The sequence below is a fragment of the Nocardia asiatica NBRC 100129 genome (assembly GCF_000308415.1).
Classification (GTDB): domain Bacteria; phylum Actinomycetota; class Actinomycetes; order Mycobacteriales; family Mycobacteriaceae; genus Nocardia; species Nocardia asiatica.
On record NZ_BAFS01000214.1, the window covers coordinates 19,395 to 40,711 of the forward strand.

At 69.0% G+C, this 21,317-nt stretch carries 21 protein-coding genes; 11 read left to right on the top strand and 10 right to left on the bottom strand.

Translation table 11 applies throughout. The features are described 5' to 3' along the window. Nucleotides 1-2 precede the first annotated feature (2 nt). The 6 genes from ON27_RS21340 to ON27_RS21365 all read left to right on the top strand — a co-directional run bounded on the left by ON27_RS21340 (nucleotide 3) and on the right by ON27_RS21365 (nucleotide 2,276). Entirely contained in the window at nucleotides 3-233 is a 231-nt protein-coding gene (locus ON27_RS21340) for a gas vesicle protein GvpG (protein ID WP_043730564.1), read from the top strand. A 65-nt stretch (nucleotides 234-298) separates the two neighbouring features. Beyond that, nucleotides 299-595 carry a gas vesicle protein GvpO gene (gene gvpO, locus ON27_RS21345; RefSeq protein ID WP_051046856.1) on the top strand — a complete coding sequence of 99 codons (297 nt, stop codon included), beginning with the start codon at nucleotides 299-301 and terminating at the stop codon, nucleotides 593-595. Beyond that, nucleotides 592-978 carry a gas vesicle protein GvpJ gene (gvpJ, locus tag ON27_RS21350; protein ID WP_043730570.1) on the top strand — a complete coding sequence of 129 codons (387 nt, stop codon included), beginning with the start codon at nucleotides 592-594 and terminating at the stop codon, nucleotides 976-978. The genes gvpO and gvpJ overlap by 4 nt, the downstream gene beginning before the upstream one ends. Next, on the top strand, nucleotides 975-1,766 hold the full coding sequence (locus ON27_RS21355) for a GvpL/GvpF family gas vesicle protein (RefSeq protein WP_043730573.1): 792 nt from the start codon (nucleotides 975-977) through the stop codon (nucleotides 1,764-1,766). Before gvpJ ends, ON27_RS21355 begins: the two co-directional genes overlap by 4 nt. Beyond that, complete coding sequence (locus ON27_RS21360) at nucleotides 1,763-1,978, top strand: gas vesicle protein (RefSeq protein WP_043730576.1); 216 nt, start codon at nucleotides 1,763-1,765, stop codon at nucleotides 1,976-1,978. The genes ON27_RS21355 and ON27_RS21360 overlap by 4 nt, the downstream gene beginning before the upstream one ends. Continuing rightward, nucleotides 1,971-2,276 carry a gas vesicle protein K gene (locus tag ON27_RS21365; RefSeq protein WP_043730579.1) on the top strand — a complete coding sequence of 102 codons (306 nt, stop codon included), beginning with the start codon at nucleotides 1,971-1,973 and terminating at the stop codon, nucleotides 2,274-2,276. The genes ON27_RS21360 and ON27_RS21365 overlap by 8 nt, the downstream gene beginning before the upstream one ends. A gap of 283 nt (nucleotides 2,277-2,559) precedes the next feature. Here ON27_RS21365 and ON27_RS21370 read toward each other — a convergent pair whose 3' ends face one another. After that, complete coding sequence (locus tag ON27_RS21370; RefSeq protein ID WP_157227269.1) at nucleotides 2,560-3,417, bottom strand: hypothetical protein; 858 nt, start codon at nucleotides 3,415-3,417, stop codon at nucleotides 2,560-2,562. Between the two features lie 304 nt (nucleotides 3,418-3,721). Between ON27_RS21370 and ON27_RS21375 the strand changes: the two genes are divergently transcribed. Beyond that, a complete protein-coding gene (locus tag ON27_RS21375; RefSeq protein ID WP_043730584.1) occupies nucleotides 3,722-4,450 on the top strand; it encodes a TVP38/TMEM64 family protein in 729 nt (242 codons plus the stop codon). Between the two features lie 218 nt (nucleotides 4,451-4,668). Here ON27_RS21375 and ON27_RS21380 read toward each other — a convergent pair whose 3' ends face one another. Further along, entirely contained in the window at nucleotides 4,669-5,115 is a 447-nt protein-coding gene (locus tag ON27_RS21380; RefSeq protein ID WP_043730587.1) for a cupin domain-containing protein, read from the bottom strand. Nucleotides 5,116-5,278: 163 nt separating this feature from the next. On the opposite strand from ON27_RS21380, the gene ON27_RS21385 reads away from it, so the two are divergent. Beyond that, nucleotides 5,279-5,986, top strand: a complete 708-nt coding sequence (locus ON27_RS21385; RefSeq protein ID WP_063711357.1) for a TetR/AcrR family transcriptional regulator — start codon at nucleotides 5,279-5,281, stop codon at nucleotides 5,984-5,986. Nucleotides 5,987-6,185: 199 nt separating this feature from the next. Beyond that, nucleotides 6,186-7,889 carry a metallophosphoesterase gene (locus ON27_RS21390; RefSeq protein ID WP_043730591.1) on the top strand — a complete coding sequence of 568 codons (1,704 nt, stop codon included), beginning with the start codon at nucleotides 6,186-6,188 and terminating at the stop codon, nucleotides 7,887-7,889. Between the two features lie 6 nt (nucleotides 7,890-7,895). On the opposite strand, the gene ON27_RS21395 is transcribed toward ON27_RS21390, so the two are convergent. Beyond that, entirely contained in the window at nucleotides 7,896-8,228 is a 333-nt protein-coding gene (locus ON27_RS21395; protein ID WP_043730593.1) for a TfoX/Sxy family protein, read from the bottom strand. A gap of 518 nt (nucleotides 8,229-8,746) precedes the next feature. Between ON27_RS21395 and ON27_RS21400 the strand changes: the two genes are divergently transcribed. After that, nucleotides 8,747-10,906 (top strand): hypothetical protein, encoded by a 2,160-nt coding sequence (locus tag ON27_RS21400; RefSeq protein WP_043730596.1) that lies wholly within the window; start codon nucleotides 8,747-8,749, stop codon nucleotides 10,904-10,906. Between the two features lie 11 nt (nucleotides 10,907-10,917). Here ON27_RS21400 and ON27_RS21405 read toward each other — a convergent pair whose 3' ends face one another. Next, nucleotides 10,918-11,829, bottom strand: a complete 912-nt coding sequence (locus ON27_RS21405; protein ID WP_043730599.1) for an NAD-dependent epimerase/dehydratase family protein — start codon at nucleotides 11,827-11,829, stop codon at nucleotides 10,918-10,920. A 141-nt stretch (nucleotides 11,830-11,970) separates the two neighbouring features. On the opposite strand from ON27_RS21405, the gene ON27_RS21410 reads away from it, so the two are divergent. Continuing rightward, nucleotides 11,971-12,963 carry a GlxA family transcriptional regulator gene (locus tag ON27_RS21410; protein WP_051046851.1) on the top strand — a complete coding sequence of 331 codons (993 nt, stop codon included), beginning with the start codon at nucleotides 11,971-11,973 and terminating at the stop codon, nucleotides 12,961-12,963. Nucleotides 12,964-13,189: 226 nt separating this feature from the next. Here ON27_RS21410 and ON27_RS21415 read toward each other — a convergent pair whose 3' ends face one another. The 6 genes from ON27_RS21415 to ON27_RS21440 all read right to left on the bottom strand — a co-directional run bounded on the left by ON27_RS21415 (nucleotide 13,190) and on the right by ON27_RS21440 (nucleotide 21,278). After that, nucleotides 13,190-13,942 carry a sirohydrochlorin chelatase gene (locus ON27_RS21415; protein WP_043730601.1) on the bottom strand — a complete coding sequence of 251 codons (753 nt, stop codon included), beginning with the start codon at nucleotides 13,940-13,942 and terminating at the stop codon, nucleotides 13,190-13,192. Continuing rightward, on the bottom strand, nucleotides 13,939-15,180 hold the full coding sequence (locus tag ON27_RS21420) for a uroporphyrinogen-III synthase (protein ID WP_043730604.1): 1,242 nt from the start codon (nucleotides 15,178-15,180) through the stop codon (nucleotides 13,939-13,941). The genes ON27_RS21415 and ON27_RS21420 overlap by 4 nt, the downstream gene beginning before the upstream one ends. Nucleotides 15,181-15,186: 6 nt before the next feature. Beyond that, complete coding sequence (gene nirD / locus ON27_RS21425) at nucleotides 15,187-15,588, bottom strand: nitrite reductase small subunit NirD (RefSeq protein WP_043730658.1); 402 nt, start codon at nucleotides 15,586-15,588, stop codon at nucleotides 15,187-15,189. Nucleotides 15,589-15,652: 64 nt separating this feature from the next. Continuing rightward, on the bottom strand, nucleotides 15,653-18,178 hold the full coding sequence (gene nirB, locus ON27_RS21430) for a nitrite reductase large subunit NirB (protein ID WP_043730607.1): 2,526 nt from the start codon (nucleotides 18,176-18,178) through the stop codon (nucleotides 15,653-15,655). A 29-nt stretch (nucleotides 18,179-18,207) separates the two neighbouring features. Next, a complete protein-coding gene (locus tag ON27_RS21435) occupies nucleotides 18,208-19,728 on the bottom strand; it encodes a nitrate/nitrite transporter (protein ID WP_051046852.1) in 1,521 nt (506 codons plus the stop codon). A gap of 296 nt (nucleotides 19,729-20,024) precedes the next feature. Next, nucleotides 20,025-21,278, bottom strand: a complete 1,254-nt coding sequence (locus tag ON27_RS21440; RefSeq protein ID WP_169334524.1) for an MFS transporter — start codon at nucleotides 21,276-21,278, stop codon at nucleotides 20,025-20,027. Nucleotides 21,279-21,317 lie beyond the last annotated feature (39 nt).

Consider the following 21,317-nt stretch of genomic DNA (forward strand, 5'->3'; position numbering starts at 1 on the left):
GCATGGGCTTGCTCTCGACGATCTTGACGTTGCCCATCGCGCCGGTTCGCGGCGTCATCTGGCTGGGCGAGGTGATCCAGGACCAGGTGGAGCAGCAAATGCACGATCCCGCCAACATGCGGCGGGAACTCGAAGAGATCGATGCGGCCGCGGCAGCGGGTCAGCTGTCGGAAGAGGAGCGCAAACAAGCCCAGCAGGCGGTCCTGGATCGAATGACCGGCCCGCGGACATGAGCGCGATCGACCGGAAGGAGTGACGCGCGGTGGCACGCAAGACCACTTCCGACGACTCGGAGGATGTGCGGTCGGCATCGGGCGAATCGTCTTCCAGCACACCGACCCGGGCCGCCGCGACAGCGGTCGCCCACCTGGTGGAGTTGACGTCCAAGCAGGTCGAGGGCGTGACGTCGATGGAACCGACGGAGGACGGCTGGCTGGTGGAGATCGAGGTGCTCGAGGATCGCAGGATCCCGTCGTCGGCGGACATCCTCGCGCTCTACGAGGTCGAGATCGATGTGGACGGTGATCTGCTGGCCTACCGCCGGACCAGACGCTATGCCCGCGGCAGCACCGACCTCGGAAGGGCGCAGCGATGACGGTGGTCGGCGGCGGATCGTCCGCACCGCAGCCGTTCGGCGGCGAGCATCATTCGACGAACCTCGCCGACATCCTCGAGCGGGTCCTCGACAAGGGCTTGGTGATCGCGGGCGACATCCAGGTGAACCTGCTCGACATCGAACTGCTCACGATCAAGCTGCGGTTGGTGATCGCGTCGTTGGAGACGGCCAAAGCGGTGGGGATCGACTGGTGGGAGACCGACCCCTGGCTCAACAGCAAGGCCCACACGCTGGAGCGGCAGGACCGCGATCTCGAACTCGAGAATCGGCAACTGCGCGACCGGATCGCCGAACTGGAGGCAGGCGGCGAACGCCGCGAACCCATCGAACGCCGCCGCGAGCCGAGGGAAGATCGACGGTGACCGATGGGCTCGGGGTCTGGCTGTACGCGGTGACGTCCGGTCGAGGCGGGTCGGCGGAACTGGGCGAGCTGACCGGAGTGGCCGGCGAGCCGGTGCGCTCGGTGGTCTCGGACGATCTGACCGCGGTCGTCGGCTCGGTGCCGCTGGAAGTGTTCGGGGAACAGCCGCTGCGGCGGCATCTGGAGGATCTCGACTGGCTGGAGGGCACGGCCCGCGCGCACGACGCCGTCGTGTCGGCCCTGGTGCGCCACGGTCCGACCGTCCCGCTCCGGCTGGCCACCGTCTTCCTCGGCGACGACCGGGTGCGCGACCTGCTCGAGCAGCGACGGGCGGACTTCGCCGAGGCGCTGGCGCTGGTGAGCGGCCGCACCGAGTGGGGGGTGAAAGCGTACGGCGATCGCGCCGCACTCACCGCAGCCGTGGCCGAGGCCCGCGCCGCGGAAGGCAGCGCGAAAGGCACGGGCGCGGCGTACCTGGCCAGAAGGCGCGCGCAATTGTCCGCGCAGGAGACCGTGGAACGCGACGCGGCGGAGCGCGCCGAGGCGATCCACACTCGCCTGGTGCACCACGCCGCGGCGGGACGACGTCAGGCGCTGACCGATCCGGCACTGAGTGGCCGCCGGGACTGGTTGGTGCTCAACGGGACCTATCTCGTGGACGACGATCGCGCCGACGACTTCGCCGCGACCGTCACCGCGCTCGGCGCCGAATTTCCCGGCATCCGGCTCGAACTCACCGGCCCCTGGCCGCCGTATTCGTTCGCGGGCGTGGAACGAGAACCGGCATGAGCCGGGTCACCCAGAACGTCGACGGCGAGCGCCGCGTCGCGCTGGTCGACCTGCTGGACCGGGTGCTCGCCGGCGGTGTGATCATCTCCGGGGACATCAAACTCGCCATCGCGGACGTCGACCTGGTGCAGATCTCGTTGCGGGCGCTCATCTCCTCCATCAGCACGCTGTCCGGGCCACTCCGCGCGCCGGAAGCGCCCGGCGATGACTGAATTCGGCGGCATCCCGCCGCGTATCGACACCGAACCCGAATCCGTCGAGCGCGGCTTGGTCAGCCTCGTCCTCACCCTGGTGGAACTCCTGCGGCAACTCATGGAGCGTCAAGCGCTCCGCCGAGTCGAAGCGGGCGACCTCACCGACACCCAGATCGAACGCATCGGCACCACCCTGATGCTCCTCGAACAACGCATGGAAGAACTACGCGACCACTTCGGCCTCACCCCCGAAGACCTCAACATCGACCTCGGCCCCCTCGGCACCCTCCTCCCCCGCGACCCGCCCTCCGAATGATCGTCGCGATCAACGGCACCCTCGCTGCGGCATCCGCCGCCTGAATCCGCCCGAAGACTCTCCACCGTGTTCCGCTGATCTCGGAATCAGCTGGTCTGGTACAGTTGGAGGCGCGCTGAAGAGGCGTAGGAAGCTGGGTTCAGGCCCTGCCGGTTCGCAACCGGGGTTTCCGCAGAAGCGAGGAGATTCGGGATTCACGCCCCGGTCGGCTGTAGCCGATAGCTCAAACAGTAGAGCCCCGCTTTGTAATCTTGCTGGGCAGCCTGTGCGGCTGCCCATCTCGCTATCTCATCGCTATTTCGGAACTCAACTCTGCATCCGTCAGTCCGATGACACCGTAATGATGCCGCGCCACTCCCCGCGCTTTTCGCAGTGCGACCTTGATGTCATGCAGCACTTTGGGCTGGTCGGCAACGATCTCATCGACCACCAGCGCAGCCCAGCATGTTCTGGGAAGGGCCGCTCGCAAACCGAGATTGGCCTCTCTGTCGAGACGCTTGGTGATCGCCAGAGCGGCGATCATCTCGCCGTGCCCGAAATCGATCCGGTCACCGATCCGGAGCGCTCGCGGATTGCGTTTGGCGAGGTCGAACCAGCCCTGCTCCTGCGAAGCCGTCCACTTGGCGAGCTCATCGTGCAGAACTTGCGTCACTGTGCTGCCGTTGTGAATCACGGCGTTGCGCATCAACCGCAGCACCGTCATGTACGACATCATGTCGGTGTCGAACGTATGTCCGGTCGTGCGCTCGAAATCCGGATGTAGGCTGACCAGATTGCCCTTCGCGAGCACCTTCGAGCACAGATTGTTCTGCGCCAGCATCTCGATGCATGTCCGCATGTAGTCCTCATGCAGCGACAGAACATATGGGACGGCCATCTTGCCCAGATGCGCATCCGCGCCGAGAAGGATCAGGCGGGCGTCATCGGACTTCAGGTTGAACCGCTGAATGTGATCGACCGCGGGAAACACCTCGGGGAGTAGCCGATCCGACCCCTCGGTCAGCCGCAGCAGATGAGCTGACAACTGAGCGCCCGCGAGTAGCGCCATCATCGCGTTGTTGGCCTCGGCCTTGCGCTCCTCGTACTCGCGAAAGGCTCGAAATCGAACCATCACGCCCCGCGCCGGGCCACCTCTGCTCACTGATCCCCCTCTTGCTGCGACTCATTCGGGGCTCTGCGCCCACGGCCGAAGGCAGACTCCCCGCAGCCCGCCGGGTATTCTGCCGGACTTCAGCGCAGTTGTCCGCAACGAGCCGACCGCGAACGCGCTGATCACCGACGAACTACCGGGCCGAAGGCCCTCCGAGAAGTGCCGTTGATATCGGGGTCGACGAGGGCTCGAGTTCTTGGTCCCCCGGATTAGATGCCGAGCGTCTGTCGGCCGATCGCGTGGATCCGAGTCGAATCCCGAGGCATGGTCCAGATGCGGCAGGATTGGGGTCATCATGACCGGCAACGACGATCTATCACCGGGTACCAGACGGCTGCACATCGCACGGCTCGTGCTGTTCGCGGCGTTCCTGGCCGGGATGTTCTATCTCGTCGCCGTCGCACGGGTGATCGACGTCGAGGGTGTGCGCGGCGTGGTCGCGGCGACGGGGCCGGTGGCGCCGTTGGTGTATGTGGTGGCGTCGGCTGCGCTCGGGGCCGTTTTCGTCCCGGGCCCGCTGCTGGCCGCTGGGAGCGGTCTGCTGTTCGGGCCGCTGGTGGGGACGTTCGTGACGCTGGGCTCGGCGGTGGGCACGGCGATCATCACCAGCTCCCTCGGGCGGCGGGCGGGCCGCGAGAGCGCGCGCGGGCTGCTCGGCGCACGACGCGCCGAGCGTATCGACGCGCAGCTCCAGCGGCGCGGCTTGTGGGCTGTGGTCGGGCAGCGCTTCGTCCCGGGCATCTCGGATGCGCTCGCTTCCTACGTGTTCGGGGCATTCGGGGTTCCGCTGTGGCAGATGGCCGTCGGCGCGTTCATCGGCTCGGCGCCGCGCGCGTTCGTCTACACCGCGCTGGGCGCCTCGATCGGCGACCTGTCCGGCCCGCTGGCCTACACCGCGATCGCGGTGTGGTGCGCCACCGCCGTCATCGGAGCCTTGGCGGCACACCGCGGATATCGGAGCTGGCGCGGCGCACGTCGCGAGCGCGCGGCAGTGCCGGATCGCGCTCTGGAGCCGGACAGCTGAGATCGCGCTCCGAAGCCGGACGCTGAGTCGGTGCTACGCCGCAGGTGGGGGGCGGGCACCGGCTGCCAGCGGCGAAGCCGAGCGGACCGTGGGGTGCCCGGTCGCTCGTCTGCCCCGGCGACACGGCGAGTACGAGACCCTCGAGCAGACGGCGGCGGCGGTCAGGTCGGCGTGCAGGCGAAGAATCCGACCGGACCGGCGCTGGCGAGGAGCCCGTCCTACGCGCAAGGCGGGGCGGGTGCGTCGACGAACAATGGCTGACCGGCGGGTGGGGCGTAGACGACATCGAGCACGAGCGGTTCGGCGCCGAGGTTCAGACCGACGTGGACGTTCCATTCGCCCGCGGGCTCGTAGATGAACTCGCCGGTGCGATAGACCGGAGCGTCGCAGTCGGGGCCGGGATGGGTGAGCGTGCCCGAGCGGACGAAACCGAAGACCGGGCCGAGGTGGTAATGCCAGCCGGTGGAGCCGCCGGGGCCGATCGTGATCTCGCGCACGACCAGATCGGTGCCCGCCACGAACGGAAGCAGTCCGGCGGGAATCCGGGCCTGACCGAGGGTGACGGCGGTGATGTCGCTACCGGGCGTCGCGTCGGCGTGCGCCGCACTCACCAGCGCGCCGGCCAGGACGACCGGCACCGCGGCGACGCGGAGAAAGAGCGTCATCCCCGCAGCCTAGCCACGGCGGTGGCGCACCGGAACGGATCTTCGCCGCCAGGGCGATCTCCGCGTTCGGCGACCGCGGCCGCCTCGCTGGAGCGACATGCCGCCCGGCAACGCTCCCGTCATGGTGAGTATCCACGATCAGCGCAGGGGATACCGTACGTAGGTGGTCCGGACAGACGAAGAGGATTCGGCGGCGAAGATCATCGATGCCGTGGTGTCGATGCTCGAGTCGGACGGCTACGACGCGGTCCAACTGCGAGCGGTGGCCCGGAAGGCGCATGTCTCCCTGGCGACGGTCTACAAGCGGTACCCCACCCGCGACGAGCTGATGCTCGCTGCGGTCGAGCGCTGGATGGCGACGAACACCTATGCCACCGCCGCCCCGTCGGTGGAAGGCGAGTCGCTGGCCCATGGCCTGATCCGATTGCTGCGCTATGTATTCGAGCCGTGGGAACGAAATCCTCGCATGCTCGACGCCTACTTTCGCGCGCGATCCACCCCTGGGGGCCGGCGACTCGACGCCCAAGGCTTCGATGCCGTGCTGCCCGCCGCCGGAGCCTTGTTCACCGACATCGATCCCGATTACGCCGCGGACCTGGCGCTCGTGCTGACCAACATGATCTACGCGCTGATCGGCCGCTTTGTGAACGACGATCTCGACATCGCCGAGATCCTGCCCGCCATGGAGCGAACCGTGCACAGGTTGACCGGGAACAACGAACCGCTGGCAGCTGTCGCAGGGCGAGCGCGGCCGGGCGTGACGAGCTTTCCGTGGAGCGCTTCGCTGGTCTCGCCGTTCTCCCCCGGCCCACCTACGGACCCCGAACAGCCGCCCCCGTCGAGCGCCACGAGTCAGCCGCCGCAGAGATAAAAAGATCCGAGAACCTCAGTGCGAACGCCGGATCCGACGCACGCGCACGCGAAACATGCCCAGAACAAACCTATTTCGGACAAACCGCCCATACCGCCGAGTGGCGCGCGATGACGAGTCCGGCTGTGCACCGGGTATTCCCGCCCGCGGTGCGGCATCGAGTTGCTCCGGCGCACCAGACCGGTACAGCATCGGCGGTATGCCGTCCACACCGCTGAATCCAGCAGGCGACGTTCCCGACACCGGAATACCCGGCCGTCTCGCTGCCCACATGACCGTTGCCGAGCAGCACGAATGGCATCGCGCCTACCTGCGCCGGCATCCGGTGTCGCGGCGCAACGTCCTGCGGGGCGCGGCGGCGGCCGCGGCCGTGGCGGCGATCGGCACATCGCCGTTCGGCAGGCGCGCCTATGCCGAAGAGGCGCAGCTGGCGGTGGGTGGACGGCGCGTCGCCTTCGGTCCGGACGCGGCAGGCCAGCTGCGTTTCGCGGCGCAACTGTCCCGGCGCCCGGCGGGCGCCACGGTGTACCTCGACCACGGACCGACGCCCGCGCTGGGCGCCACGGTCGAAGCCGAAGTGCGCAACCTGCTCACCCAAGTGCCCACGGCCGACGGCGGCGTGCTCGCGGCGGAGCAGTATTACGTGCACGCCCCGGTGGACGGCCTGCCCGGCCGGGTGCCGCACTTCTACCGCTGGCGCACCTCCGACGGATTCGCCGGCGACATCCGCGCCGCCGCGCCCGCGATGTCCTCCGCTCGACCCGCGGTCCTTCCTTTCCGCTTCACCATGATGGGCGACCAGGGCACCGACGAGACCCCGGCGCTGCCGGACGGCGTGGCTCCCGGCGACTACGACGACAAGTACTACAAGGCCGACAACGATCCGGCCGCGCCGCACGCGAGCAACGTGCTGCGCCAGATCGCCGCGGCCCGTCCCGATTTCCACATCCTCGCCGGTGACATCGCCTATGCCGACCCGTCCGGCGCGGGGAAGCCGGGCCAGTTCGTCGCGCACGGAGCGCGGCTCGCGAGCGGGTTCGACAAGTACAACCCCTACGTCTGGGACGTCTACTTCAACGCCATCGAGCCGAGCGCCGCGCAGACGCCGTGGATGTTCGCCACCGGCAACCACGATATGGAGGCGACCTACGGCGACCACGGCTACGGCGGACATCTGGCGCGGCTGGACTTGCCCGGCAACGGCCCGGCAGGCTGCCCGGCGGCGTACTCGTTCACCTACGGCAACCTCGCGGTGCTCTCCCTGGACGCCAACGACGTCTCCTACGAGATCCGCGCGAACACGGGCTATTCCAGTGGGGCGCAGACCACGTGGGTGGAGCGCACCTTGGCCGCCTACCGCGCCGACCCCGACATCGACTTCATCGTCTGCTTCTTCCATCACTGCGCGTACTCGACCACCGAAGCGCACGCCAGCGACGGCGGCGTGCGGGACGCATGGGTGGGGCTGTTCGACCGCTACCAGGTGGATCTGGTGCTGCAAGGCCACAACCACGTCTACGAGCGCACCGACCCGATCCGCGGCGGACAGGCGACCAAGGTCGCCGGCGACAACTCGATCGTCTACCCGGAGACCGACGGGACCGTCTACTACACCGTGGGCGGTGGCGGACGCCCGCGCTACGATTTCCAGCCCGGATCGCGCGAGACTTTCCGAGGCAACGAGCTACCCGACGCCACGGTGCCGAACAGCTACGTCTGGACGCCGGACGGCGGGAAGCAGGACGAAGCCGCGCCATGGTCACGGGTTCGCTTCCGGAACTACTCGTTCCTGCGCGTCGACGTCCGGCCGGGCGTCTTCGCCAGCGAGATGGACGTGGTCGCGGTCGACGAGTACGGCCGCGAATTCGACCGCCTGCTGTTCCGGCGGCAAGTCCGGCCCTGAGCCGGGCTACTTCTTCTTCTTGGGCGGGAGGGTCCGGGCGTAGGCGACGCCGCGCTCGACCCATTCCCGCAGCGCTTCGTCGTCGTCGACGCCGGTGACCCGCAGCCAGCCGACCATCTCGCGCCCGCCCATGACCATGGGCTGCGCCGTGTCACCGAGCAGCCGTTCGCTCTCGTCGCGGTCGACCCGCACCAGCAGGCCGCCCTGCCCGCTCGCGGCGACTGCCATATTGCCGCCGATCAGGAAGGCCAGGCCGCCGAACATCTTCTGCTCGGTGAGCTCGGGGCCGGGCGGGATCAGTTCGCGGATCCGCTCGGCCAACTCCTCGTCGTATGCCATAGCGGCATTCTCCACCTGGGGTACGACGGATTCGCGTTTCCGCTACCCGACCGGCCCCGTGTCCTCCCCGCGCGCGAGGTGGCCGATATCTGCGCAGTTCCGGGGCGTCGGCGGCCACTGATCGAGTGACCGCACCTTACTGAAAAATACTGCACCACAGCAGGATTGACATCCTACGAATGTTACGCAGAAGCTACGTACGTACACTCTCGAGCCGCCTGGATGTCATTGGACGTTCAAGCGGATGTTTCCGTGCCTGTCTGTAATACGAGGCATGAGACGGGGGTACGCATCGCCGATGCCTCTCGCGCGCAACCAGTTTCAGAGGTCGCAGCCGGCTGCGCCCCCGAGACGGGACTGAGGACTCTTCCGTGCACATCTGCCCCCCAGCGGTGCGATCACGCACCGTCCGCCATCGTTCGCCCAGGCGGCATCCGATTCGAGTCCCCGGATTCCTCCTTCCCGGCGGCCTGTCGCACTGGTGGTCGCGCTTCGGAGCGAGCGCTTGGCGCAGGCGGGTGGCCTGGATCGCGCTGACCCTCTTCGCCCTCGTCGTCTTTCCCGGCTTCGTCGGTGCGCTGGCCGTCGCCCAGGACGCGGCGGGAGCCACACCGGGGACTTCCCAGATCGACGGACTCAGCTGGATGAACATCCGCGATTCCTCCGGCATCCCGCTGTCGGACTATCGCTTCACGACCGGCGACGAGAGCCTGTTCAAGCCGCGCGCCACCATCCTGTGGGCGGTGCTGGGCTTGGAATTCATCGGCTACATCGCCATTGTGACCACGGCGATCTGGTTGATCGGCTACGCGTTGAGCTTCCGGTGGCTGGACATGTTCAGCGCGGCGCTGCACGGCGTGGCCGACGCTCTGACCGCCCAGATCGCGACCCCGATCATGCTGCTCACCGCGGCGACCATCGGCGCGTTCTTCGTCGCGTACTTCATCGCTCGCGGCTACCACGCCAAGGCCACCATGCAGGTGGTGACGATGGTGGGGGTGGCGCTGCTGGGGCCGATATTCCTGGCCGAGCCCTTGGCGGAAGTGCTGTCCTCGCACGGGCTGCTGGCTCAGGGTCGCAATCTCGGCATCTCGGTGGCCGCCGGCTTGAACGGGAACTCGGATCCGAATCCGACCCAATTGGTGGTGACCATGCAGAGCGACCTGGCCGACAATTTCGCCCGGCAGCCGCTCCAGGTCTGGAACTTCGGGCATACCGTCGACCAGCGGCCGTCCTGCCGATCGGCGTGGTCGGCCGGGGTGGCGGCCGGTGACGACGCCCGGGTGATCAGCGGCTTGAAGGCCTGTGGCGACAGCGCGGCGCACGCGAAGGCCGAGAATCCGTCCATGGGGCAGGTCGCCACCGGGCTCATGCTGCTGACCTGCGGCGGCATCCTGTTGATCTTCGCGATGTATCTCGGACTCAAGGTCATCAAGGCGGCACTGGACACGATCTATCACGGCTTCATGTCGATCTTCGGCTTCGCCGCGGGCGGATTCGTGTACGGCCCCACGCAGACGTTCCTGGTTCGCAATGTGGTGGACGGCTTCGTCGCGGCGGCGCGTATGACGGCGTACACCATATTCCTCGGGGTCTACATACTGTTCATGGGCAACCTGTTCGCGCAGGCTCGCGGCCAGGTGATGGCGGTGATCATCATCGCGGGCACCGTCGAGATCGTCGCCGTATTCCAGCTCAAACGCCTCAGCAGCGGCCTGAGCCGAGGCAACGACTGGATCGCCAACCGATTCGGTCTCGCGATCCAGGGCAGTTCCAGCAAGTCGGCCGACGGCAGCGGCACCGCCCTCGGCATGGGCGGCGTCGGCGGCAGCGCCAAGAGCGCACCCGGGATGGGGTTGGTGAGCACGCTCACCACGCTCAACGCCATCAACGCGTCGCCGGTGACGGCATGGCTGGCCGGCGGACGGGTCAATCCGTTGAACCCGCTGGCCAGCACGCGACGCAGGATCGAGCGCTCCACCAACAGAATCCTGACCAGCCGCGAAGAGGGATACATCGAGCATCAGCTGGCCCGCACGAACTGGCGGGGTGTCGCGGTCAACGCGGCGACGGCAGTGGGCGGCATCAACACGCAGCTCGGCGTCTCGCGTGCCTTCAAAGTGCTGCGCGACAACAAGGTTCCCGATTCGCGCATCCATGCCGTCCTGCTCTCCTCCGGCGCGTCCCACGAGATGGTCACCAACGCGCTGACGGCGTACTCCGTCCAAGAATCGACGGCGTCGCAGAATCCCTACAGCTTCGCGCCGTTGCAGAAGGCGATCGCGGCGGCGTGGGCGGTCGACAACCATGTCGGCCACGAAGCGCACGAAGCCTTCGCCGCTCAAGCCGTCATTTCGGCCGACAGCTTCGTCCGGCACAGCAACGCGCCCGCCCCCGGCGCCACCATCGACCAGGCGTTCGTGCGGCGGGTCGAGCAGAATTGGCATTCCGACCGCGCGCTGCGCGCGGCGATCGCACCGGACGAGTGGGACAACGCGGGCCGCGACACCCGCTGGGCGATCGGCCACCGGGTGGCGACCATGCACCAGGACGCGGCCCGGACGTACTACGAGAACCCGACCGATATCAACCGCGAAGCCCTGATGCGATCGGCCAGGCGAGTAGCCAACCTCGATCACCTGGACCCTGATGGCGGACTCGACCCCTGGAACCCGTAGCGGGCCGGTGCTCAGGCAGCGCGCACCGGTTCCGCGAACACTTCGTCCGGATCGGACGCCGTCAGGCCGAACATGTCGCGAACGGCCGAGTCGTCGACCGTGAAGGGCGCGTGCGACATGTGGTAGGTCTCGAACAATTCCGGCCAGAACGGATCGGTGATCGCCAGCAGCGCCAGCTCCCGATCACTCATCACCGCCAGTCGCGGCTCGGGCGCCCCGGCCGCCGCGGCGAACCGTCCGGCCAGCTCGCGCACGGTCGCGGTGATGGTGGGCGCATGCCAGGCCCGGCCCCAAGCGCGTTCGTCACGCGCGACCGCGACCGCCGCCGCGGCGGCGTCACCGACCGCGGTGTAGGCGTGCGGCAGGTCGAGCGCCTGCGGCAGCAGCGCCAACCGTCCGTCGCGGACAGCGGGCTGGACGATCAGCGAGAACAGCGAGATCGCGCCGGGGCCGATGAATTGCCCCGCCCGCACCTCGACGGCACGCACCCGGCCCGCTCGGTGGGCCTGTTCGGCCTCCTGCCACATCCGGGCGCGTACGCGTCCTTTCGGTCCCGTGGCCGCCAGTGGCGACTGCTCGGTGAGCGGCCCGTCGGCGGGGCCGTAGCCGTACAGGTTGCCCAGCATCACATAGGTCGCGCCCGCCTGTTCCGCGGCGGCCCGGATGGAGCCGAACAGCGGCGGAATGGTCTGCGGCCAGGTGTGATACGCGGGCATGGCCATGTTGAACACGGTGTCGGCGCCTTCGGCGAGCACGGCCAGCGCGGCGGCGTCGACCGCGTCCAGCGCGACGCGCTCGATGTTCGGGTGCTCGGGACCCGCGCCGCTTCGGCTGACCACGCGCACCCGGTCGCCGGACTCGGCCAGTAGCGCCGCGGTGGCCGAAGCGGTGGCGCCCCGGCCGACGATGACATGCGAAGGCATGTGAATTCCTCTCTGGGACAGTCTTGTTCGCGCGATCGGCATTCGCCTCGAGTGCCGTTCGCCGTCGCGTGCTGATCAGCCTGCCGTCGGGAAAGCGAGTAGGCTACTGGCCGGATTGCCAACTATCCCAAGGATCGAGCCATGCTGACTGTCGCCGTCGTCGCGGTCCCCCCGGTGAAGGCTTTCGACCTGTCCATGCCGGAAACAGTGCTCGGCGCTGCGGTCGTGGACGGCGAACCCGGCTACCGCGTCCTGGTGTGCACCGCCGCGCCCGGTGTGCTGCCCGCCGGTCTGGGCGGGTTCGACGTGGTGGTCTCCCGGGGGCTGGAGACGATCGAGGAAGCGGACATCGTGATCGTGCCGAGCACCGGCAGCCGCGCCGACGCCGACACCGCCACGCTGAGCGCCCTGCGTCGCGCGGTGGCCGCGGGCAAGCGCGTCACCTCGATCTGTAGCGGCGCGTTCGTCCTGGCGCAGGCGGGCCTGCTGTCCGGCCGCACCGCCACCACACACTGGGCTCTGGCCGACGAACTGGCGGCGAACCACCCCGACGTGACGGTCCGCAGCGACGCGCTGTTCATCGAAGACGGCCCGCTCACCACCGCCGCGGGCGCGGCGGCCGGAATCGACCTGTGCCTGCACCTGATCCGCGCCGACTACGGCGCCACGGTGGCGAACGCCGCCGCGCGCACCGCCGTGGTCACCCCGGTACGGCCCGGCGGGCAGGCCCAGTTCGTGGACGCGCCCCTGCCCGCCGAGAACGGCGTGACGCTCGCCGATACCCGCGCCTGGGCACTGCGCCGACTGGACCTACCGCTGTCGCTGGACGACCTGGCCGCCCACGCGCGCACCAGCGTCCGCACGCTGACCCGCCGCTTCCACGAGGAAACCGGTCTCAGCCCGCGGAAATGGCTGCTGCACCAGCGCCTGCAACGCGCGCGGGAGCTGCTGGAGTCCACCACACTGCCGATGGACCAGGTGGCCAGGCACAGCGGCATCGGCTCCGCGGAGTCTTTGCGCCAGCACATGGTCCGGCATGTCGGGGTGCCACCGAGCAGTTACCGCGCGTCGTTCACCCGCGCGCCGGAACGGCCGCAGCGGGAAGGAACAGCGGCGTCCCGGAGTCGACCATGATGATCCTCGGCTCCGCCTCTCTGAGCACGGGCGCAGTGGACCGATCGGCGACGCCGGTGGCGGTACCTATCACACGACGACGATGACGAGGAGCGGCACCGGGTGGGTCCCGCTCGATCCCCCCGGCTGTAGGTGCCCCTACACCACCGCAGCCAGGGGACAGCGGGACATGTACCGCTCGGCGTGAGGCACAGCTCCGAGGCACCGGGCGGGAACCACCCGAGGTTCAGCGAGCCCGCGCCCGCACCATCTCGCCCGCGGCGACGCGGTAACGCTGGGCGATCAACCGGACCACCGCAGGGTGCACGCCGATGGGCTCGGCGACGCCGTCGGCGCCCGCCTCGTGCAGTCGCTGCTGGAACAGACCGTGCGCCAGGAGATACGACGCGACGAAAACGCGACCCGCGCCCGCCTCGCGCAGTTCGGCGACCACGTCCGGCACGCGCGGCGCACCGGTCGCGACATATCCGATGCGGACCGGCGCACCGAGGCGTTCGGCCAGCAGCGCGGCCGCGCGCCGGACATCTTGCCGGGCACGGGCGTCGGAGGAACCCGCGGCGGCGAAGACCACCGCGTCACCCGGAGTCCAGCCCGCCGCGCGCAGACGCATCGCCATGATGCGCGCCAGCGCCGGATCAGGACCCATGGCCGAAGTGACCGCCACGGCCGGATGGGCGCTCTCGGCCACCTCCCGCGGCACGTCCTGATAGACGTGATACCCCGAGGCCAGGAAGGCCGGGACCAGCACGGCGGGAACGGATTCGCCGGTCGGCGTCACCAGACCGCGCAGCACCTCGGAGGGCGAAGGGCCGAGCACGTCGACGAAAGCGGTCCGCACCCAGGGAGTTTCCCCGGTGCCGTGCCCCGAGATCCCGGCGCCGAGTTCCTTCGTCACGGCCTCGGCGAGCGCGGCGATCATCTGCACGCCCTTGGTACTGCGGGTGCCGTGGGCCACCAGCACCAAGGCCGGGGCGGTCACCAGCTCCCCGCAGTCTGGATGTGCCGAGGTGCCCGGGTCGGAATTCCGACGCCGGGCACCTGGGGGCCTCCTGTCGCGGTGGGCCGTGGGTTGTTGTCGGTACATTCCGCCGGGTCCAGCGCGAGCCGGTACCCGCGTTTGACCACGGTCTGGATCGCCTTCGGCGTGCCGAGCCCGGCGCGCAGCCGGGCGATGGCGGTTTCCACCGCGTGCGTGTCCTCCCCGCCGCCGGGCAGGGCGGCCAGCAGGTCCTCGCGGGAGACGACCCGGCCGGGCTGGCGGGCCAGCGAGCGCATCAGCGCCATCGGCGCGGGCGCCAGCTGACGCACCTGACCGTCGACCACCACGCACGCGCCGCGCACGCTGATGATGTGCCCGGCGGCGTGGATCCGGTTGGCACGCCGCGGCAGTTCCTCGGCGACGTGGCGGGCCAGCGCGCCGAGCCTGGCCCGGCCCGGCATCGAGGTGGGCACCCCGAGTTCCTCCAGCGGCGCCGCCGTGATCGGACCGACGCAGGCGGGCAGCACCCGGCCGCGCAGCGCGTACAGCAGTCCTTCCAGCAGCCCGGTTTCCTTGGCGCGCATCAACATCGACGCCACGGCGGGAGCGCTGGTGAACGTCACGCAATCCATGCCGGAGGTGACGATCGCCTCGATGAGGTGATCCATCGGCCCCTGGTCGTCCGGCGGCACCCAGCGGTACACCGGCACCGGCACGACGTCCGCGCCCGCGCAGCGCAGCACCTCGCAGAAGTCGGGCACCGGCTCCCACTCCGTGGTGGCCCCGTGCAACTGCACGGCGATCCGCACGCCCTCCACGCCCTCGGCGAGCAGGTGATCGAGCACTTCGGCGGACGACTCGGAGGCGGGCGACCATTCCTCGCGCAATTCCGCCGCGCGGATGGCGCCCTTGGCCTTCGGGCCGCGCGCGAGCATCCGGGTGGTGCCCAAAGTCTCGCGCAGGTCCTCGGCGAGGCCCCAGCCCTCGGCCGCTTCCATCCATCCGCGGAAGCCGATTCCCGTGGTGGCCACGGTGATCTGCGGCGGATCGGCGACCAGCTGCCGGGTCACGCGCTCGAGCTCGTTGTCGTCGGCCAGTGGAATGATCCGGATCGCCGGCGCCGAGACGATGGTCGCGCCCCGTCGTTCCAGCAGAGTGGCGAACTCCACCGCCCGCCGGGCCGCCGTGATGCCCACCGTGAATCCGGCCAGGCTTTCGCCCGCGTCAACAGTTGTCATTGGCGTTCATCCATCCGAGGACGCGAGCCCGGTGGCGACCGGCTCGTTGGAAATCGAAACGATGCCGTCGTCCACGCGCACCGCGTACACCGGCAGCATCGCCGATTCGTCGTCCAGGCAACGCCCGTCGACCAGAGAGAACGCCTGCTTCAGCAGCGGCGAGGCCACGACGGGCACCCCACCGCGATCGCCGACGATCCCGCGCGACATGACCGCTGCCCGGCCGAACGGATCGATATTGCCTACGGCATACAGCATGCCGCCGTCGAGCAGGAACAGGGCGGCCTGTCGGCCACCTTTCAGCAACACCGCAACGCCGCGGCCGGGAATCAGGTAGTCGAGACGGCATGCCTGCGTCCACCCGGTGGTGGTAGCTGTGGCAATGCCGGGGGTATCGATCACGGTCATCGGTGTCATCCTCCAAACGCCTTACTCATTGGTACCGACGTTCTGTTTCCTAGCGGTTAAGCGGTCATTTCCCCTGCGTGGCGACCGGAACTTCCGGCAGTCCCAGCAGTACGGGAACCTTCCGCTCCCCGGAATCGTCGAAGGAAATCGTCGGATCGGCTTCCTCCGGGGCGTTGACGAACGACACGAAGCGAGACAGTTTCTCTTCGTCATCCAGCACCGCGGCCCACTCGTCGCGGTAACCGGCGACATGCTGAGCCATCGCCGCTTCCAGATCATCGGCGATGCCGAGGCTGTCCTCGCAGATCACCTGCTTGAGATAGTCCATGCCGCCTTCCAGCGCCTCCTGCCACGGGGCGGTGCGCTGCAAACGGTCAGCGGTGCGGATGTAGAACATCAGGTACCGGTCGATGTACTTGATCAGCGTCTCGTCGTCGAGTTCGCCGGCCAGCAGCACCGCGTGCTTCGGGGTGAGGCCGCCGTTGCCGCCGACGTAGAGGTTCCAGCCGTTCTCGGTGGCGATCACGCCGACGTCCTTACCGCGCGCCTCGGCGCATTCGCGGGCGCAGCCGGAGACCGCCAGCTTCAGCTTGTGCGGCGAGCGCAGGCCGCGGTAGCGCTTCTCCAGCAGCACCGCCATGCCGACCGAGTCCTGCTGACCGTAGCGGCACCACGTCGATCCGACGCAGCTCTTCACGGTGCGCAGCGACTTGCCGTAGGCGTGGCCGGATTCCATGCCCGCGTCGACCAGCCGCTTCCAGATCAGCGGCAACTGCTCCACGCGCGCGCCGAACAGGTCGATGCGCTGGCCGCCGGTGACCTTCACGTACAGGCCGAATTCCTTGGCCACCTCACCGATGGTGATCAACTGCTCGGCGGTGACCTCGCCGCCTGGCATCCGCGGCACCACCGAGTAGGTGCCGTTCTTCTGCAGGTTGGCCAGGAAGTGGTCGTTGGTGTCCTGCAGCGCGGCCTGTTCGCCGTCGAGGATGTGATCGCTGGAGGTGGAGGCCAGGATGGACGCCACCGTCGGCTTGCAGATGTCGCAACCAGCGCCCTTGCCGTACTTGGCGATCAGGCCGGAGAAGGTGCGGATGCCGGTGACCTGCACGATCTGGAACAGCTCGGCGCGCGACTGCTCGAAGTGCTCGCACAGCGCCTTGGACATCTCCACGCCGGACTGCTCGAGCAGCTTCTTCAGCATGGGAACGCAACCGCCGCAGGAGGTTCCGGCGCTGGTGCAGCTCTTGATGGCCGGGACGTCGCAGGCGCCCTCGGCGATCGCCCCGCAGATCGCGCCCTTGGACACGTTGTTGCACGAGCAGATCTGCGCGTCGTCGGGCAGCGAGTCGGCGCCCAGCTCGGCGCCCGCGGGCGAGATCAGCGCGGCCGGTTCGGCGGGCAGCGGACGGCCGACCAGCGGACGCAGCGCCGAGTAGGCGGTGGCGTCGCCGACCAGGATGCCGCCGAGCAGGATCTTGGCGTCGTCGGAGACGACGAGCTTGGCGTAGGTGCCCTTGGCCGCGTCGTGCAGCACGACCGACAGCGCGCCCTCGGTGACGCCGTGCGCGTCGCCGAAGCTGGCCACGTCGACACCCAGCAGCTTGAGTTTGGTCGACATGTCCGCGCCCGGGAACTCGCCCGCGCCGCCCAGGAGGCGGTCCGCGACGATCTCGGCGGTGCTGTAGCCCGGCGCGACCAAGCCGTAGCACACGCCCTCGACGGCGGCGCACTCGCCGATGGCCCAGATGTTCGGGTCGGAGGTCTGCAAGCCGAGGTCGGTGATGATGCCGCCGCGCGGGCCGACCTCCAGTCCGGCGTCGCGGGCGATCTGGTCGCGGGGGCGCACACCGGCGGAGAACACCACGAGCCCGGCTTCGATCACCGTCTCGTCGGACAGCGTGACCTTCAGCCCCGTGCCGATCTGCTCGATCGCGGAGGTGCCCACCCCGGTGTGCACCTGCAGGCCGAGGTCGGTGACCAGCCGCTCCAGGATGGCGCCGCCGCCCTCGTCGACCTGGGCGGGCATCAGCCGGGTGTTGTACTCGACCACGTGCGGGGTGAGCCCGAGCAGACGCAGCGCGTTGGCGGCCTCCAAGCCGAGCAGGCCGCCGCCGACCACCACGCCCGCCGCGCCGGGACCGGCGGCTTCGGCGGCCGCGCGGATACCGTCGAGGTCGTCGAGGGTGCGGTAGACGAAGCACTCGGGGTGATCGTGGCCGGGCACCGGAGGCACGAACGGGTAGGAACCGGTGGCCAGCACGAGCGCGTCGTAGGCGAGGATGTCGCCCGCCGAGGTCGTCACCTTGCGCGCGGCCTTGTCGATCGATTCGGCGCGCTGACCCAGCCGCAGCTCGACCAGCTCGTCACCGGCGTACTCGTTGCCGGGCAGCGCGAGCGCGCTCGCATCCCAGCTGCCGACGTAGGCCGAGAGGCCGACGCGGTCGTAGGCGGGCAGCTGCTCCTCGCTGAGCACGATGACCTGCCAGCGGCCTTCGGTGTCGCGCGAGCGCAGCGCCTCGACGAACCGGTGCCCGACCATGCCATGGCCGACGACCACCGCGGTCTTGCGAGCGACTGTGGGGTTCATCTGTTGGTCCTCCTGGACTGGATCGGGATTCAGGCGCGGGCCGAGGAGCCGGCGGACTGGGACGAAGCGCTCCCGTCCGGGGAGCGGCCTGCTTCGGCTTCGAGCACGAACGTCTCGGCTTCGGTCACGACATCGGAATCGGCGACGACCCGCGCGCTGGGACGGCGCAGGAAGACCGCCCAGACCACCAGGGCGCAGAGCACGTAGAAGCCCATGAACACCCAGAACGCCGTGGTCGCCGAGTTGGTCGAGGCGTAGGAGGAGCGCAGCACCAGGTTGATGCCCACGCCGCCGAGCGCGCCGATGGCGCCGACGAAACCGATCAGCGCGCCGGAGGTGTTCTGCGACCACGCCGACCGCTGCGCCGGGGTCGCGTCCATGCTCCTGGACTTGGCCTCGAACACCGACGGGATGATCTTGGTGACCGAACCGTTGCCGATGCCGGAGAGCACGAACAAGGCGATGAAGCCGACGACGAGGGCGGTCATCACCGCACCGCCGGCCACGCCGTTGTTACGGTCGGCGATCGTGCTGGCCACGGTGACCAGCACGGCCGCCGCCATCATCGCGCCGAAGACGTAGAGGGTGACCCGGCTGCCGCCGATGCGGTCGGCCCACTTGCCGCCGTACGGGCGGGCCAGCGAGCCCAGCAGCGGGCCGATGAACGCGATCTGCGCGGCGTGCAGCGCGGCCTGCGCGACGCTGTCGCCGCCGGCCCGGAAGCTGATCTGCAGGATCTGGCCGAACGCGAAGCTGTAGCCGATGAACGAGCCGAACGTGCCGATGTAGAGGAACGCGATCGCCCAGGACTGCGGCACCTTCAGCGCCGTGATCATGTAGGCCAGATCGGCCTTCTGACCGGGCAGGTTGTCCATGTACAGCGCGGCGCCCACGCCGGCGACCGCGATCAGCACCAGGTAGACCGCGCAGATCAGCGAGGCGTACCCGTTGCCGAGGGTCGCGATGACCAGCAGGCCCAGCAGCTGGATCACCGGAACGCCGATGTTGCCGCCGCCCGCGTTCAGGCCCAGCGCCCAGCCCTTGAGCCGCTGCGGGTAGAACGCGTTGATGTTGGTCATCGAGGAGGCGAAATTGCCGCCGCCGAATCCGGCGAACGCCGCGACCACCAGGAACGTGGTGTACGAGGTGCCGGGCTGGTTGATGAAGTACAGCGTGAGCAGCGTCGGGATCAGCAGCATCACCGCGCTGAACACCGTCCAGTTGCGCCCGCCGAACCGCGCGGTTGCGACGGTGTACGGGATGCGCAGGAACGCGCCGATCAGGGTCGGCATGGCGACCAGGAAGAACTTGCCCGCCGGGTCGATGCCGAACTTGTCGGTCGGCATGAACAGCACCATCACCGACCAGATCGACCAGACGGAGAAGCCGACGTGCTCGGCGAAGACCGACCAGATCAGGTTGCGGCGGGCGATGTCCTTGCCGCCCGCTTCCCAAGCGGCGACATCCTCCGCATCCCAGTGCTCGATGTGCGGCCTGCGGATCTTCGTCTGTCCCAGCGCTCCCAAACGGTTACGCGTCAGCGTGCTCAACGGGGCCTCCCAAAGTCGGTTGGCCCCACGGTAGGAAATGGGTATTGCCGAAATGCTGCGCGAAATGACCGTCAAATCAACGGTTGCTCACGATTACCGGTGTATCGGGGTGAGTTCCGCGTGAATGTTTCAGGCGTGTGACACAAGCGTTTCCGCGCGTCACGAAAAGGCCGATCCGGAAATCGACGGCCGGTGAGATGTGATGCGCGCTACGTTTTCTCGAATCGGATGCGCACATCCTGACTCGGTTCGCACAGCCGCGCAACCGGAACTGTGAGATTCCAGCCGGGCGCGGCTCAGTTCCAGGTGTCTTCGAGCACGCGCGGCTTGCACGCCTGCCAGGCGCCGGCCAGCAGCACCAGCACCGCCACCCCGAGCATCGCGAACGGAACGAGCCAGCCATCCGTCGCCGTGTGCAGCACACCGAACAGCAGCGGGCCCACACACGCCACCGCGTAGCCGACGCCCTGGGTGAATCCGGACAGCGCGGCCGACCCGGCGGGCGTGCGCGTGCGCAAGTTGATCAGCGTCAGCGCCATCGGGAAGGTGCTCGGGCCGAGACCGAGCACGACGACCCACAGGATCGGCGCGGCCATCGGCGCGACGAGCAGACCCGCGAACGCTGTGAAGAACAGCACCGCGCAGGCCACCACGACCGGGAAGGGGTTGCGGAACCGGGCGACCACGGTCGGCGCGGTGAGCGCGGCGACCAGGCCGACCACGGCGAACAGCCCGACCATCGCTCCGCCGAACGCGGCGCCGGCGCCCGCCTCGGCGAAGATCTTCGGCAACCAGGTGAACATCGCGTAGGTGGTGAGCGAGGTCATGCCGAACATGCCCGCCATGCCCCACGCGATCGGCGAGCGCCACACGCGCCCGGTATCCGGCCGCTCCGGCACCGCCGTCCGGTCCGCGCCGTCATTTCCGCGCCGGCCGCGCAGCACCGCCAGCCAGGGCACCGCCGCGGCGAAGCCCAGCAGGCCCCAAACGCCGAGCGACACGCGCCAGCCGTACGCCTCCGCCACCGGGACCGCGGCGAAGGCGGGCACGACGGTGCCCAGTTGCACCATCACGATGTACAGCGAGCTGATCACGGCGAGGCGATCCGGGAAGTAGCGCTTCACCAGCGGCGGAATCACCACGTTGCCGATACCCATGCCCGCGAGCGCGAGCGCGGAGAAGACCAGCAGTTCGGCGGTGCCCGACATCAGCACCCGGAGGAGCATGCCGCTGCCCGCCATCAGCATGGCGGTCAGCGCGGTGCGCTCCAGCCCGAGCCGCGCCGCCAGAACCGGCGTGAGCAGCCCCGACAGCGCGAACATGGCGGTGGGGATCATCCCGAAGACACCCACGACGGCAGCGCCGTAACCGATTTCGGCGCCGATCCGCTCGGCCAGGGGGCTGAACGCGGTGACCGCGACCCGCAGGGTGAGCGCCGACATCACGATGGCGGTGAGAACCAGCAGGCTGCCCTCGGTCAGCGCACGTCGACGGCGCTCGACCAGGACGGATTCCTGGGCAGCCGCGGTTTCCGGGAGGGTGGCAGTCACCGAGGAATCATAGGATGACCGGATGATGCGCGGCAACGA

Excerpts from the sequence above, each read along its gene's own strand:
- nirB (WP_043730607.1), bottom strand. The coding sequence starts at position 18,178 with ATGAACCCCACAGTCGCTCGCAAGACCGCGGTGGTCGTCGGCCATGGC.
- ON27_RS21360 (WP_043730576.1), top strand. The coding sequence starts at position 1,763 with ATGAGCCGGGTCACCCAGAACGTCGACGGCGAGCGCCGCGTCGCGCTG.
- ON27_RS21380 (WP_043730587.1), bottom strand. The coding sequence starts at position 5,115 with ATGACGCTCTTTCTCCGCGTCGCCGCGGTGCCGGTCGTCCTGGCCGGC.
- ON27_RS21390 (WP_043730591.1), top strand. The coding sequence starts at position 6,186 with ATGCCGTCCACACCGCTGAATCCAGCAGGCGACGTTCCCGACACCGGA.
- ON27_RS21410 (WP_051046851.1), top strand. The coding sequence starts at position 11,971 with ATGCTGACTGTCGCCGTCGTCGCGGTCCCCCCGGTGAAGGCTTTCGAC.
- ON27_RS21395 (WP_043730593.1), bottom strand. The coding sequence starts at position 8,228 with ATGGCATACGACGAGGAGTTGGCCGAGCGGATCCGCGAACTGATCCCG.
- ON27_RS21365 (WP_043730579.1), top strand. The coding sequence starts at position 1,971 with ATGACTGAATTCGGCGGCATCCCGCCGCGTATCGACACCGAACCCGAA.
- ON27_RS21375 (WP_043730584.1), top strand. The coding sequence starts at position 3,722 with ATGACCGGCAACGACGATCTATCACCGGGTACCAGACGGCTGCACATC.
- ON27_RS21340 (WP_043730564.1), top strand. The coding sequence starts at position 3 with ATGGGCTTGCTCTCGACGATCTTGACGTTGCCCATCGCGCCGGTTCGC.
- nirD (WP_043730658.1), bottom strand. The coding sequence starts at position 15,588 with ATGACCGTGATCGATACCCCCGGCATTGCCACAGCTACCACCACCGGG.
- ON27_RS21405 (WP_043730599.1), bottom strand. The coding sequence starts at position 11,829 with ATGCCTTCGCATGTCATCGTCGGCCGGGGCGCCACCGCTTCGGCCACC.
- gvpJ (WP_043730570.1), top strand. The coding sequence starts at position 592 with ATGACGGTGGTCGGCGGCGGATCGTCCGCACCGCAGCCGTTCGGCGGC.
- ON27_RS21420 (WP_043730604.1), bottom strand. The coding sequence starts at position 15,180 with ATGACAACTGTTGACGCGGGCGAAAGCCTGGCCGGATTCACGGTGGGC.